Source organism: Longimicrobium sp. (assembly GCA_036389795.1).
In the GTDB taxonomy this organism is placed as follows: domain Bacteria; phylum Gemmatimonadota; class Gemmatimonadetes; order Longimicrobiales; family Longimicrobiaceae; genus Longimicrobium.
Genome location: DASVWD010000241.1, coordinates 1 through 13248, shown reverse-complemented (window position 1 = coordinate 13248; position 13248 = coordinate 1). Strand labels below are relative to the sequence as shown.

The window sequence follows — 13248 nt, the reverse complement described above, 5'->3', positions numbered from 1 at the left end:
GTCAGGCCTCCTCCGGCGCGGGGTCCAGCACGCGGAAGACGGCCTCGGCGTAGCGCCGCCAGGTGGAGGTCTGCGTGCGCAGCTGCTCGCGCCCCGCGGGGGTGAGCGAGTAGTAGCGGGCGCGGCGGTTGTTCTCAGAGACTCCCCACTGCGCCTCGATCCACCCCTTGCGCTCCATGCGCCGCAGCGCCTGGTAGAGCGCCGCGTCCTGCACGTCCAGCACCTCCTGTGTGCGGCCGCGGATCCACTGCGAGATCCCGTAGCCGTGCATCGGCCCCCACGAGAGGGTGCGCAGGATGAGGACGGCCAGCGTCCCCTAGATCAGGTCGAGCGAGTCGTCCCCGGCCACGGCATCTCTCCCCTCAAGACGTTCACCTAATCACGTGAGGGGAAGATGCGCGGTCTCCCGCCGCGCTGTCAAGCTTCTCGATCGAAAAGGCGGCCAAAGCCGCGGCTACAACGACGGAAAGCCTCGCAGATCACGTAAGCCGCGGCAGCCCCGGCAAGATGCTCGGAAAACGGCGAAATCACCGGATGTGCGCACGCAATCCACACGATTCCTACCGCCGCGCTCAGCATCTCGCAGCAGCAACCGACAGTAGAACCGACGGGGAAAAATCCAGCCCGCCGGGCCACCCGCCCGGCGGGCTGTCACCTGCTCCACGCCCCGCGCCCCGCCCTACGCGGGCCGGCTCACTCCGTGAGGTAGACGTAGCCCATCAACACCGGGGTCGAGTAGTTGTAGTGGGCCTCCGCGTACTGGGCCTCCGACAGGCTGATCGTGTGGAAGGTGTCATCCAGCAGCGCGTTGTACTGGCGGTACAGCGGAACGGTGCCGGGAAGCTGCGACGTGGCCATGTAGCCCGAATACGCCTCCACCACGATGACATCGCGGCCCTCGCAACCCGGGTCGGTGGAGAGCCAGTGGTCGCTGCTCGTCGACGACGCCCCCGGCACGCAGATAAAGAGAGGGATGTGCCCGCTGGTGGGGGCGGGCTCGAGGAAAAAGTAGTTGTAGTGCTCGAGGGTGTAGGGGGGAGTGTCCGTGTACGGGTACACCGAGTACTGGTGGTCGTTGGTGGCCGCATTGAACAGCCGGTGCATCGCCACGCGGCCCGGCGTGACGGAGGCGTGCGGCGTCGAGCCGAGGCCCTGGCGGGGCGCGGTGGGCTGGTCGGAGCAGGCCGCGAGCGCCAGCACCACGGCCGCTCCCAGAGGAATGCAACGCAGAAGCATGGTGGAACCTCCCGAGATGGCTGCCCCGGATCGCGTGCGTCCGTCCCGGTCCGGGGCGGCTGGGGAACGGACGACTCGAGTGCACACAGTGGATTGCTAAAAGTCTCGAAACGCGCTTGGGCCAGTCCGCGTAACCCGCTTTGCTCGCGCGCAGGATGAGCGGAGCCGCGTGGTGAATTCTCGCGAACCGTTTGGATGGTGCGATGTGCCGGTTTGTCGTATTAAGTCTTAAAATGCTCGCCCCTGAGTATATTCACTCGCTGGCGCCGAGGCAAGGGGTCGAGCGCGGGTTTCGACCTTTCACAACGAGGAACGCGCGGCTCGGCGTGTCCCCGGCTCCCCGGTCCCGGTTCTCCCCGACCCCTCGCCGTGCCACCTCGCTCTGCGCCTGGTTTCGTCGCGCGCAGCGCCAGGGCGGGGGTTGCCGCACCGGCGCCGACGCCGGACAGAAACGCGAACGGCCGGGGCTGCTCGCCCCGGCCGTGTCTTCGATCGTCCCGCGCGTCCGGCGCTAGTTGTCGCGGTCGCGGGCGCCGGTGATCCGCTCGTAGGAGCGGCGCAGGATGTAGAACGGGTTCAGGTTCTCGCCCGACCACCAGCGCGAGCGGTCGCGCAGCACGGCGATGGAGAAGTGCAGGTGGTAGTCGCCGGGCTGGGCGTTCCCCGTGTCGCCCACGTAGCCGATCACCTGGCCGCGGCGCACCCGCACGCCCTCGGCGACACCGGGGGCGTAATGGTCCAAGTGCGCGTAGTAGTAGCGGGTGCGGCCGTCGTCGTCCATCTGGTAGAGCGACAGCCCGCCGCGCGCGCCGCTGTGCAGCTTGATGATGGTGCCGTCGGTGGTCGCCACCACCGGCGTGCCGCGCGGGGCGTGGATGTCGATGGCGTCGTGCCGGCGCCCGCCCGAGCGCGAGTCGTCGTAGGTGTTGCGCAGGCGGTCCGGGGTGATCCCCAGCACGGGGACCAGCAGGCCCAGGCGCCGGGGCTGCTGCGCGGGCTCGGCGGCCGGCTCCCCGCGCGGATTGGTGCGCTCCGAGGTGCGGCGCGCCTCCTCGAGCAGCGCCGACATCCGCGCCGAGGCGGGAGTCTGGGCCGACAGGCTCACGGAGGCCGCGGCCGCCGCGAAGCAGAGCGTGAGCAGGGTGACGACGACGCGCAAGACGAACCGGATCGGGGGGTGTGAGAGTGTGGCGTGCATGGCGTTGTCTCGTTCGGCGGCTCGACTGGCGTGGCGGTGCGTGCGGCGCGCCCGCGGTAGCCTCGTAGCTTTGCGTCCCCGCCTTTCGACGGGTTTGCCGTTGTCGTGAGATCCCGGCTCCTCCGGGCCGGGGTGGGCTGCGTACCACTCGGACTGCGTACCGCGAACTGCCCGGCGCGGTCCTGGTCTCCTCTGCCTGGCGTGAACGGAAACGGCCGAACGCACACGTCCGCCGCGGGGGCGTGGCTCCGGTGTGGCGCGATTGTGAGCAGGAACGCCGCCCATGATAATGCGCCCTCCGCCCACGCGCCAGAGTTTCCGCTCGCCGCCCCATACACCGACCGACGTAAGTCGGTGCCCTGAAAACTGATAGGACGTCGCTGTCGTGGGCGTGCGGAGATCCGGAAGCGCCGTTGCTCGGGAAAGAAAGGTTGCGGATCTTGGAACGATCCTTGTCATAGTGTCGGTTGCGGGCGCGCCTACCTGTCAGACGATCGGCGTATAAACCTGTCCGGCGTTTCCCTGATCCACACTGTGCGGAGATCCAAATGGAGAGCTGCCATGGACGCGTGCAGATCCGCGACGCGCCGGTGGTCAGCATAATCGGAGGGCAGACGTGCGGAGGAACTCAGTCGGGCTGCTTTTGCGGGAACGAGGTCAGGCGCACGGCTTCGGCGATGATGTCTTCCTCCGTCTGGAACCGCTCGGGATTTTCGATCTTGATCGACGCGATCAAACGGGCGTGCGAGATCTCATACCTGGCATCGAGCATTGCGCGCGCGACCTCGCGCAGCATGCGGGCGAAGTCGTCCGGCGTCCCGTTCGCCAGCACGTAGCGAAGAGATACACGCCCGGCGTCGGGGAGACGGACGTACAGCTCCAGCGCCTCCGCGGCGATCCGGGATTCGCTGCGCTCCTCGGCACGCACAACTTCCTCGATGAGGCGGGCGGTTTCTTCGTCCACCTCCACGGAGATCTTCCTGTTGCTCAAGCCGTTCTCCTGGAAGGGGAGCGCTGATTTCCCCAAAGGTACCACGATTCAGCGGATCTGGAAAGGACAAAGTGGACAAGCGGCGGCAGGAGACGATGGATACGCAGGAGGGGCCAGACCCCTCCTGCCCATCCGTCTTTTGTCGTGTAGATTGTCCGCCGTTCCCGACGCCACGTTCTTCTACCGAGCCGCGCCCGCTTGTTTTCGACCCTTCCGACCGCGTCCACCGACGGGGCCCCGGCGATCCGCTGCCGGGGGCTGCACAAGCGCTTCGGCGACACGGTGGCGGTGAAGGCGCTGGACCTGGAGGTGCGCCGCGGCGAGTGCTTCGGGCTGCTGGGGCCCAACGGGGCGGGGAAGACCACCACGGTGGAGATCCTGGAGGGCCTCACCCCGCGCGACGGGGGCGAGGTGGAGGTGCTGGGGATGCGCTGGGAGCGCGACGCCCCCGCCATCCGCGAGCGGCTGGGGGTGCAGCTCCAGGAGAGCGAGTTCTCCGACCGGGCCACCGCCGAGGAGATCGTGCGCCTCTTCCGCTCGTTCTATCCGCGGGGGCCCTCGGTGGACGAGCTGATCGACTTCGTGCAGCTCGGCGACAAGCGCAGGACGCAGGTGCGCAGCCTCTCCGGCGGGCAGCGGCAGCGGCTGTCGGTGGCGTGCGCGCTGGCCGGCAGCCCCGACGTGCTCTTCCTGGACGAGCCCACCACGGGGCTCGACCCGCAGTCGCGGCGGCAGCTGTGGGACGTGGCCGAGGCGTTCCGGGCGAAGGGCGGCACCATCCTGCTCACCACGCACTTCATGGACGAGGCCCAGCGCCTGGCCGACCGGGTGGCCGTCATGGACCGCGGCGAGATCATCGCCCAGGGCACCCCCGCCGAGCTGATCCGCTCGCTGGGCGGCGCGCACGTGATCGAGTTCGCCGCCACGCCGGCGCCGGACGAGGCGGCGCTGCGCACGATTCCCGGCATCACCCGCGTCACCCCGCGCGCCGACACCACGCTGCTGGCGGTGGAGGAGCCGCACCGCGCCGTCCCGGCCCTGCTGGCGCTCATCGGCCGCGCGGGCGGCGAGCTGACCAGCCTCAACACCCACCACGCCACGCTCGACGACGTGTTCCTGGCACTCACCGGGCGGGCCCTGCGCGATGAGTGAGCGGCTCTCCCCCCTGCGCGAGCTGATCCTGCTGCGGCTCAACAGCTTCCTGCGCGAGCCCGAGGCGCTGTTCTGGACCTTCGTCTTCCCGATCATGATGGCGATCGGGCTGGGGCTCGCCTTCCGCGAGTCGCCGGCGGAGCGGGCGCGGGTGGGGGTGGAGCGCGGCAGCGTGGCCGAGCGCTACCTGCCGGCGCTGCGGGCCTCGGCCGAGGTGGAGGCGCGCGTGCTCTCGCCCGACGAGGCGGAGCGTGCGCTGCGCAAGGGCGACGTGGGGGTGCTGCTGGCGGGGCGCGACACGCTGGTCTACCGCTACGACCCCGCGCGCGACGAGAGCCGGGCGGCGCGGCTCGTGGCCGACGCGGCGGTGCAGCGCGGCGCGGGGGGCACCCGGCCGGTGGCGACGAGCGAGGACCGCGAGCGGCAGCCGGGCGGGCGCTACATCGACTGGGTGATCCCGGGGCTCATCGGGCTGAACCTGATGAGCACGGGGATGTGGGGGATCGCCTTCGGGCTGGTGCAGATGCGCTCCAAGAAGCAGCTCAAGCGCCTGACCGCCACGCCGATGCGCCGCCGCGACTTCCTGGTGTCGCAGATCGTCGCCCGCATGTCGTTCATCGTGCTGGAGGTGCCGCCGATCGTGATCTTCGCCTGGCTGGCGTTCGGGGTGCAGGTGCGCGGGTCGCTGCTGGCGCTGGCGGGGGTGGCGCTCCTGGGCGGGATCGCCTTCTCGGGGCTGGGGCTGCTCTGCTCGGCGCGGCCGCGCACCATCGAGGGGGTGAGCGGGATCCTGAACCTGGTGATGCTGCCGATGTTCGTGGTGTCGGGCGTGTTCTTCTCCGCCTCGCGCTACCCCGACGCCGTGCAGCCGCTCATCCAGGCGCTCCCGCTCACCGCCATGGTCGACGCCCTGCGCGCCGTCTACAACGACGGTCTCCCGTTCCCCGCGTACGCCCACGAGGTGGCGATCCTGGCCGCGTGGACGGTGGTCACGTTCGTCCTGGCGCTGCGGATCTTCCGCTGGCAGTAAGTCCGAGTGCGAAGTGCGAAGTGCGAAGTGCGAAGTGCGAAGTGCGAGGGGGCCGGTGTCCACAAGGAGATGTCATCCTGAGGGGGCGTCCGCGCGTAACTTGCATTCGCACAGATGGTTGGACGCTCCCGAAGGATCTATGGGCAGTCTCTGCACGAAGCTCGCTACCGTGGCTCCGTTCCGCCACCGGCTCCGGCGCGGCCGCGGCAGCCCCCGCCCTGGCGCCTGGGGCGCCTGTCCCTCCCCCGAACTTCAGGGGAGGGACTTCGGCGCTTCGCGCGACGGGTGAACGAGGGTTCGCGCATGACAGGACGATTCACCCTATTCGCAACTCCTCCCCCCACGTAAGGCCATCCCATGCCGAAACCCATCCTCCGCTCCCTCGGCATCCTCTGCCTGCTGGGCGCCTGCGCCGGGCCCGCGCTCGGGCAGGGCGGCTTCACGATGGAGCAGGTGAAGAGCTACCCGTTCCCCAACGGGCTCGCCGCCTCGGCGTCGGGAAGCCGGATCGCCTGGGCGCTCAACGAGCAGGGGAAGCGCAACGTCTGGGTGGCGGAAGGGCCGGAGTGGAGGGCGCGCCGGCTCACGCCGTACGACGAGGACGACGGACAGGAGCTGACCGCGATCCAGGTCTCGGCCGACGGCCGGTACGTGGTCTACGCGCGCGGCGGGGACCACGGCTCCAACTTCGACGAGGACGTGCCGGTCAACCCGACGTTCGCGCCCGTCCCGCCGAAGGTGCAGATCTGGTCGGTGCCGTTCGCGGGGGGCGAGCCGAAGCTCATTGCGGACGGCGACGAGCCCGTGCTCTCCCCGCGCGGCGACCGCATCGCCTTCGTGCGTGACCGGCAGGTGTGGACGGCGCCGGTGGACGGCTCGGCCCCGGCGAAGCGCCTCTTCACCGCGCGCGGCGACAACGGCGACCCGCGGTGGTCGCCCGACGGGTCGCGCTTGGCCTTCGTCTCCGGCCGCGGCGACCACTCGTTCGTCGGCGTCTACGCAAACGACTCCACCCCGATCCTCTGGCTGGCGCCCTCCACCTCGCGCGACGGCTCGCCGCGCTGGTCGCCGGACGGGCGGCGGATCGCCTTCGTGCGCCGGCCGGGCGCCGGGGGGCCGCCCGAGCCGGTCCTGGAGCGCCGCCCCGTCCCGTGGGCGATCTGGACGGCCGACGCCGCCACGGGCGAGGCCCGGCTGCTGTGGAAGAGCCCCGCGACGCTCCTCGGCTCGCTCCCCACCACGCACGGCGGCACCAACCTGCACTGGGCCGCGGGCGGGCGGATCGTCTTCCTCTCCTACCTGGACGGTTGGCCGCACCTCTACTCGATCGCCGAGACCGGGGGCGAGCCGCTCCTGCTCACGCCGGGCGGCTACATGGCCGAGTACGTCATCCTGAGCCCCGACCGGCGCTTCCTGGTGTTCGCCGGCAACGCGGGCTCCGACCCCGGCGACATCGACCGGCGCCACGTGGTGACGGTGCCCGTCGACCGCGCCGCGCCCCGGGTGCTCACGCCCGGCGCGGGGCTGGAGTGGACGCCGGTGGTGACCGGCGACGGGCAGGCGATTGCGTTCATCGGGGCCGAGGCGCGGCGCCCGCCGCTCGCCGCGGTGATGCCGGTGGAGGGCGGCGCGGCGCGCTGGATCGGCGAGGAGCGCATCCCGGCGGACTACCCGGCGGCGCGGCTCGTCGTCCCGCGGCAGGTGACCTTCCGCGCGCCGGACGGCGTGGTGGTGCACGCGCAGCTCTTCGAGCGCCCCGGCGGGCCGGCGAAGAAGCCGGCGGTGGTGTTCGTGCACGGCGGTCCGCCGCGGCAGATGCTGCTGGGCTGGCACTACTCGGACTACTACTCGAACGCGTACGCCGTGAACCAGTACCTGGCCGGCCGGGGCTACGTGGTGCTGGCGGTCAACTACCGGCTGGGGATCGGCTACGGCCACGACTTCCACCGCCCGCCGAGCGCGGGGGCGCAGGGCGCCGCGGAGTACCAGGACGTGAAGGCGGCCGGGGAGTACCTGCGCCTGCTGCCGCAGGTGGACGCGCGGCGGATCGGGATCTACGGCGGCTCGTACGGCGGGTACCTCACGGCGCTGGCCCTGGCGCGCGACTCCGACCTCTTCGCGGCGGGGGTGGACCTGCACGGGGTGCACGACTTCACGTCCGACGGCGGGCGGCGCTTCGGGGGGATGGAGTGGCGCTACGAGAAGAACGACCGCGAGCAGGCGGCCGAGGTGGCGTGGCGGTCGTCGCCGGTGGCGTCGGTGGCCACCTGGAGGTCGCCGGTGCTGCTGGTCCACGGCGACGACGACCGCAACGTGCGCTTCAGCCAGACGGTGGACCTGGCGCGGCGCCTGGAGGCGGCGGGCGTCCCCTACGAGGAGCTGGTGATCCCCGACGACACGCACCACTTCATGCGCCACGCCAACTGGGTGCGGGTGAACTCGGCGGTCGCGGAGTTCTTCGACCGGGTGCTGAAGAAATAGTGCGAAGTGCGAAGTCCTGAGTGCGAAGTGCTGATTGCGATGGCGCACTTCGCACTTCGCACCTCGCACTTCGCACTTGGGTTATGCCCGCGGCGGACGCACCAGCCGGTGGCGGTAGCGCGGCTTGATCCGGCGGTTCACGTAGCGGCCGATGGAGTCGGACTGGAGAAGCTGCCCGACCTCCTCCTCGGGCACCTCCAGGTAGTCGTAGACGCCGCCGTTGCTGAACTCCAGCCGCAGCAGGTGCTCCGGCTCCTCGTATCCCACCCGGCTCACGGCCGACGAGTCCACGCGCTGCATCTTCACGGTCCCGCTCCTTGCTCCTGGGTCTCGGTGCCGAAACCGCTCGGCGCCCGGGGAGAAACCCCTCTAGCAAGAAGCGTTCACTTCGTACACTTGTGGCGAGGGAGCACAGACGCCGCGCGGGATCGCGCCGGTGTTCACCGTGGGTACTTTCTGCTCCGACCGGCATCGGTGCGGCGGCGGGCGAGGTGCCCCCTCCCCGGCCCTCCCCCGCTGCGCGGGAGAGGGAGAACACCAGTCTGGGCGCTGCCTGTCGCGCATCAGACCAGCCGCCAGGAAGGCGGAGTAGATCCCTCAGGCGCCGCCGAGATCTGGCGCGGATGCGGGATCGGTGCAGCGGCGCCTTCGGGATGACATCGGCTGATTGACGATGATGGACTGCGTCCCGCCCGTCGCGCGCCAAGCGCGCCAGGGGCGGGGGCTGCCGGCGGCCGCGCGGGTGGCTGTCTCCGAGGATTAGAGTCCAGTGAGGGTCACCGGCGGGGCTTGCGGCGGCGGGGCGGGGGGTGGAATCGTGTCGGCTCGGACGGTGGGGAACTCTGCGCGCCTCTCCGGCATCAAACGCAGGCGCGACTCTGCCGACCCCTTCAGCAGACGGATAGCGAGCCCATGACCCAGCGACGCCTGACGCGCCTGCACCGCATCGCCATCGCCTTCCTGGTACTGGCCGCCTGCCGCGAGAGCCCCGCCGAGGAGGGGGCGCACGGGCAGGCCCCCGGCGGCGGCGCCGCCCCGGCCGAGTGGCCGAAGGTCGAGCCCGGGCTCACGCGCCAGCGGGCGGCGGCGCAGCTCGACTCGTCGCGGCGGACGGCGATCGTGGCCGCGGCCGAGCGGGTGGCGCCGGCGGTGGTGAGCGTGAACGTGGTGCGGAGAGAGCGGGTGGTGCCGCGCTCGATCTTCGAGGAGCTGATGCTGCCGCCGGGCGCCGCGCGCGAGGTGGCGGGGCTCGGCTCGGGGTTCGTCATCCGCGAGGACGGGCTGGTGCTCACCAACGAGCACGTGGTGCGCGGCGCCAGCGCGGTGGTGGTCACCCTGGCCGACGGGCGCGAGCTCGACGCCGAGGTGGTGGGCACCGACGAGATCAACGACCTGGCGCTGCTGCGGCTGCAGGGCGTGCGCGGTGGCGCGCTCGCGGTGGCGCCGCTGGGCGACTCGGACGGGCTGATGACGGGTGAGTGGGTGGTGGCTATCGGCAACCCGTTCGGCTTCCTCCTCTCCAACTCGGAGCCGAGCGTGAGCGCCGGGGTGGTGAGCGCCACCGGGCGCAACATCATCCCCCAGAACGACGGGCAGCGCGGCTACTACCTGGACATGATCCAGACCGACGCGGCCATCAACCCCGGCAACTCGGGCGGACCGCTGGTGAACGCGCTGGGCGAGGTGGTGGGCGTCAACTCGTCGATCCTCTCCAGCACCGGCGGGAGCGAGGGGCTGGGCTTCGCCATCCCGATCAACCGGGCGCGCCGCATCGCACTGGACCTGGCCGACGACGGGCGCATCCGCCGCGCCTGGGTGGGCGCCGAGGTGGAGGCGGTCCCCGCCGAGGGACTCCGGCGGATGCAGGGGGTGCGCATCTCGCGCGTGGTCCCCGGCTCGCCCGCCGCGCGCTCGGGGCTGCGCGAGGGGATGGTGATCCGCGCCGTGGGGCGCAAGCCCGTGCGCACGCCCCTGGACTGGGACGCGGCGCTGCTGAACACGGCGTTCGGGCAGACGGTGGACGTGCGCGTCTCGGAGGGCGGCGCCGAGCGCTCGGTGCGGGTGACGGCGGGCGACATCCCCTCGATGACGGCCGAGCGCATCCAGGCGCTGCGCGACTTCCAGCTGGTGACGCTCACCCCCGCCATCCGCTCGGAGCGCGGCCTGGCGAGCGAGCGCGGCGCGCTGATCGTGGGCCTCTCGGAGGAGGCGCGCAACGTGGGCCTGCGCGAGGGCGACCTGATCCTGCAGGTCAACCGCGTGCGCGTGAATTCGGCCGAGGAGGCCGCGCAGGTGCTGCAGCAGGTGCGCGGCTGGGTGGTGCTGTACGTGGAGCGCAACGGCCGCGTCGGCTCCGTGCAGTTCAGCATCGGCGGATAGCCGCGGCCACGAGACAGGTCCGGGGAGCCCCGGCGGGGTGGCCGACCCGCCGGGGCTCCTCTACGTTGGGTGCCCGCGCGGCGGTACGGAGCTTCCATCCGACGCACTTCGCACTTCGCACTTAGCACTTAGCACTGGAAGTTCATGCGCCGCCTGATCCTCTTCGACATCGACGGGACCCTGCTGCGGGCGGACGGGGCGGGGAAGCGCGCCGTGCGCGACGCCCTCGTGGCGGTGTTCGGCACCACGGGGCCGATCGGCGAATACTCGTTCGCGGGGCGCACCGACCCGGAGATCGTGCGCGACCTGCTGCGCGCGGGCGGGATCGAAGACGGAACGATCGACGCGGGGCTGCCGGAGCTGTGGCGGCGCTACGTGGAGAACCTGGAGCGCGAGATCCGCACGGTGGAGGTGCGGCCGCTCCCCGGCGTGGCCCCGCTCCTGGAGCGCATCGAGGGGGCGGGCGCGCCGCTGGTGCCCGGGCTGCTCACCGGCAACGTGCGCGAGGGCGCGCGCATCAAGCTGGAGGCGGCGGGGCTCGGCTTCGACCGCTTCCGCGTGGGGGCGTTCGGGTCCGACCACGCGCACCGCCCCGAGCTGCCGGCCATCGCGGCGCGGCGGGCGCGTGAGGCGGTGGGCCTCGAGTTCGCGGGGAAGGAGATCGTGATCATCGGCGACACGCCGCTGGACGTGGCGTGCGGAGCGCACCTGGGAGTGCGCACCATCGCCGTCGCGACGGGGAAGCACCCTTTCGACGAGCTGGCGGCGTGCGGGCCCGACCACGTCTTCCGCGACCTGGGCGACGTGGACGCGGTGTGGGAGGCGATCACGGGGTGAGGTCTTCGCGCGCTCGGCGGGCTCCGGCGCGGGGGCCCTCACCCGCCGCCTTAGAGCGGCAACCCTCTCCCAACTTCGGGAGAGGGTGGACTCTGCGGCTTCGCTGCGGGAGCGGGATCCTCGTAGGGGCGAGGCATGCCTCGCCCGGCGGATGCCAGTACATGCGCGGCAGGCGGCCTCGGCGCCGATGCCACCTGTGCTCGGACTCGCATGCTCGCCCCTACGGACCGCAAGGCGCTTCGTGCGACGAACCCCGCGTGAGGGATGCGCGCCCGGAGGGCCGGGACGCGGGCGCGCCGTGGGGTTTGGCGCGACCGTGGCCCGGCGCCGTTGGGCAACGTTGTTTGTTGCCCTACGGCGCGCGCAGCCCGGCCCCCTTGAGGGGGACACGCCCAAACCCGTAGTTGCCGTTGCCGTTGGCTGTTTCGACTCGACAATCTCAAGAAAGACAGAGAGATGCGGCTGCTGGTGCTGGGGGGGACGCGCTTCATCGGGCGGCACCTGGTGGAGATGGCGCTCGCGCGCGGCGACGAGGTGACGCTCTTCAACCGCGGGAAGACGGATCCGCGTGCCTTCCCGGGCGTGGAGCACGTCGCCGGCGACCGCGCGGAGGGGCTGGGGCAGCTCGGGGCGAGGACGTTCGACGCGGTGATCGACACCTCCGGGTACGTGCCCGCCTGGGTGCGCCGCTCGGTGGAGGCGACCGCCGCGACGGCGGGGCACTACGTGTTCGTCTCCACCATCTCCGTCTACAGCGCAGCGCCGCGCGCCGGGATGGACGAGGACGGGCCGCTCTACGACCCCGACTGGACGAGCACCAGCTGGAGGGGCGGCGCCTACGGGCCGATGAAGGTGGCGTGCGAGACGGTGGTGCGGGAGCGCCGTCCCGACGCGGCGATCGTACGCCCCGGCGTGGTGATCGGCCCCGGCGACTACACCGACCGCTTCCCGTACTGGGTGCGCCGCGTGGGCCGGGGCGGCGAGGTGCTGGCTCCCGGCGATCCCGCGCGCCCCGTGCAGGGGATCGACGCGCGCGACCTGGCCGCCTTCCTCCTCCACGCGGCCACGGAGAGGACGTCCGGCACCTTCAACGCCGTCGGCCCCGACCGGCCCACCACCCTCGGCGGGATGCTGGAGACCATCCGCGACGTGGCGGGCTCCGACGCGCGCTTCACCTGGGTGGACGACGCCTTCCTGCACGCCCGCGGCTTCAAGCCCTGGGGCGAAGACCTGCCGTTCTGGGCCGACCCGTCCGAGGCCGACTTCTTCACGCTCTCCAACCGCCGCGCCGTGGAGGCGGGCCTGCGCCTGCGCCCGCTGGCCGAGTCCGCGCGCGACACGGCGGCCTGGGAGCCCACGCGGAAGGCGGAGGCGCGCAACGGCGGCCTCTCCCCCGGGCGCGAGGCGGAGCTGCTGGCCGAGTGGCACGCGCGCGGAAGCGGCGGATGAGCGATCGCTTCGGCGTCCGCCGCGCCACCGCCGCCGACGCGGAGGCGCTCGCCCGCCAGCGCGCCGAGATGTTCCGCGAGATCGGCGGCCTCGCCGAGGAGCTCTACGCGCCGCTGGTGGCCGCGTCGCGCGCCTTCTACGAGCGGGCGATCCCCGCGGGCGAGTACGTGGCGTGGGTCGCCGTCCCCGCGGAGCGGCCGGACGAGGTGGCCGCCAGCGCGGGCGTGCAGCTCCGCGCGCTGATGCCGCGCCCCACGGCGGACGGGCGCCTGGCCGAGGCGCCCGTGCAGGGGTGGATCGTGAACGTCTACACCGAGCCGGCGTGGCGGCGCGGCGGCCTGGCCGAGGGGCTGATGCGAGAGCTGCTGGCCTGGGCGCGCGAGGCAGGCGTCGACGACCTGGTGCTCCACACGACCGAGGACGGCCGCCCGCTCTACGAGCGCCTCGGCTTCGTCCCCGTCCCCTACATGCGCTTCTCGGGCGAGCCGTACTGAC

The 13248-nt window shown here is 71.9% G+C and carries 12 protein-coding genes and 1 riboswitch; of the genes, 7 read left to right on the top strand and 5 right to left on the bottom strand.

Translation table 11 applies throughout. From position 1 onward, the window contains the following. Position 1: 1 nt before the first annotated feature. The 4 genes from VF746_28320 to VF746_28305 form a co-directional block, all read right to left on the bottom strand. On the bottom strand, positions 2–310 hold the full coding sequence (locus VF746_28320; protein ID HEX8696357.1) for a PadR family transcriptional regulator: 309 nt from the start codon (positions 308–310) through the stop codon (positions 2–4). Between the two features lie 383 nt (positions 311–693). After that, a complete protein-coding gene (locus VF746_28315; GenBank protein HEX8696356.1) occupies positions 694–1203 on the bottom strand; it encodes a hypothetical protein in 510 nt (169 codons plus the stop codon). 544 nt (positions 1204–1747) lie between these two features. Next, on the bottom strand, positions 1748–2434 hold the full coding sequence (locus tag VF746_28310; protein ID HEX8696355.1) for a M23 family metallopeptidase: 687 nt from the start codon (positions 2432–2434) through the stop codon (positions 1748–1750). A 12-nt stretch (positions 2435–2446) separates the two neighbouring features. Next, a riboswitch (cyclic di-GMP riboswitch) is annotated at positions 2447–2543 on the bottom strand. 519 nt (positions 2544–3062) lie between these two features. Beyond that, positions 3063–3425, bottom strand: coding sequence for a hypothetical protein (locus tag VF746_28305; GenBank protein ID HEX8696354.1), 363 nt, complete (start codon positions 3423–3425; stop codon positions 3063–3065). 198 nt (positions 3426–3623) lie between these two features. On the opposite strand from VF746_28305, the gene VF746_28300 reads away from it, so the two are divergent. The 3 genes from VF746_28300 to VF746_28290 all read left to right on the top strand — a co-directional run bounded on the left by VF746_28300 (position 3624) and on the right by VF746_28290 (position 8088). Further along, the gene (locus VF746_28300) at positions 3624–4577 is read left to right on the top strand and encodes an ABC transporter ATP-binding protein (GenBank protein HEX8696353.1); all 954 of its coding nucleotides are present in this window, start codon (positions 3624–3626) and stop codon (positions 4575–4577) included. Then, positions 4570–5607 carry an ABC transporter permease gene (locus VF746_28295; GenBank protein HEX8696352.1) on the top strand — a complete coding sequence of 346 codons (1038 nt, stop codon included), beginning with the start codon at positions 4570–4572 and terminating at the stop codon, positions 5605–5607. Before VF746_28300 ends, VF746_28295 begins: the two co-directional genes overlap by 8 nt. 357 nt (positions 5608–5964) lie before the next feature. After that, positions 5965–8088: a prolyl oligopeptidase family serine peptidase gene (locus VF746_28290; protein ID HEX8696351.1), complete on the top strand. Its 2124-nt coding sequence runs from the start codon at positions 5965–5967 to the stop codon at positions 8086–8088. An 81-nt stretch (positions 8089–8169) separates the two neighbouring features. Here the strand turns inward: VF746_28290 and VF746_28285 are convergent, their stop codons facing one another. Next, positions 8170–8388 carry a KTSC domain-containing protein gene (locus VF746_28285; GenBank protein ID HEX8696350.1) on the bottom strand — a complete coding sequence of 73 codons (219 nt, stop codon included), beginning with the start codon at positions 8386–8388 and terminating at the stop codon, positions 8170–8172. Positions 8389–9000: 612 nt separating this feature from the next. Between VF746_28285 and VF746_28280 the strand changes: the two genes are divergently transcribed. The 4 genes from VF746_28280 (at position 9001) to VF746_28265 (ending at position 13247) form a co-directional block, all read left to right on the top strand. Then, positions 9001–10467 carry a trypsin-like peptidase domain-containing protein gene (locus tag VF746_28280; GenBank protein ID HEX8696349.1) on the top strand — a complete coding sequence of 489 codons (1467 nt, stop codon included), beginning with the start codon at positions 9001–9003 and terminating at the stop codon, positions 10465–10467. Between the two features lie 144 nt (positions 10468–10611). Continuing rightward, positions 10612–11304, top strand: coding sequence for an HAD family hydrolase (locus VF746_28275; protein HEX8696348.1), 693 nt, complete (start codon positions 10612–10614; stop codon positions 11302–11304). 456 nt (positions 11305–11760) lie between these two features. Beyond that, positions 11761–12753, top strand: a complete 993-nt coding sequence (locus tag VF746_28270) for an NAD-dependent epimerase/dehydratase family protein (protein ID HEX8696347.1) — start codon at positions 11761–11763, stop codon at positions 12751–12753. Beyond that, positions 12750–13247, top strand: coding sequence for a GNAT family N-acetyltransferase (locus tag VF746_28265; GenBank protein HEX8696346.1), 498 nt, complete (start codon positions 12750–12752; stop codon positions 13245–13247). The genes VF746_28270 and VF746_28265 overlap by 4 nt, the downstream gene beginning before the upstream one ends. Position 13248 lies beyond the last annotated feature (1 nt).

Coding starts and splice junctions, on each gene's coding strand:
- VF746_28270 (HEX8696347.1), top strand. CDS start 11,761: ATGCGGCTGCTGGTGCTGGGGGGGACGCGCTTCATCGGGCGGCACCTG.
- VF746_28310 (HEX8696355.1), bottom strand. CDS start 2,434: ATGCACGCCACACTCTCACACCCCCCGATCCGGTTCGTCTTGCGCGTC.
- VF746_28280 (HEX8696349.1), top strand. CDS start 9,001: ATGACCCAGCGACGCCTGACGCGCCTGCACCGCATCGCCATCGCCTTC.
- VF746_28285 (HEX8696350.1), bottom strand. CDS start 8,388: ATGCAGCGCGTGGACTCGTCGGCCGTGAGCCGGGTGGGATACGAGGAG.
- VF746_28290 (HEX8696351.1), top strand. CDS start 5,965: ATGCCGAAACCCATCCTCCGCTCCCTCGGCATCCTCTGCCTGCTGGGC.
- VF746_28275 (HEX8696348.1), top strand. CDS start 10,612: ATGCGCCGCCTGATCCTCTTCGACATCGACGGGACCCTGCTGCGGGCG.
- VF746_28295 (HEX8696352.1), top strand. CDS start 4,570: ATGAGTGAGCGGCTCTCCCCCCTGCGCGAGCTGATCCTGCTGCGGCTC.
- VF746_28265 (HEX8696346.1), top strand. CDS start 12,750: ATGAGCGATCGCTTCGGCGTCCGCCGCGCCACCGCCGCCGACGCGGAG.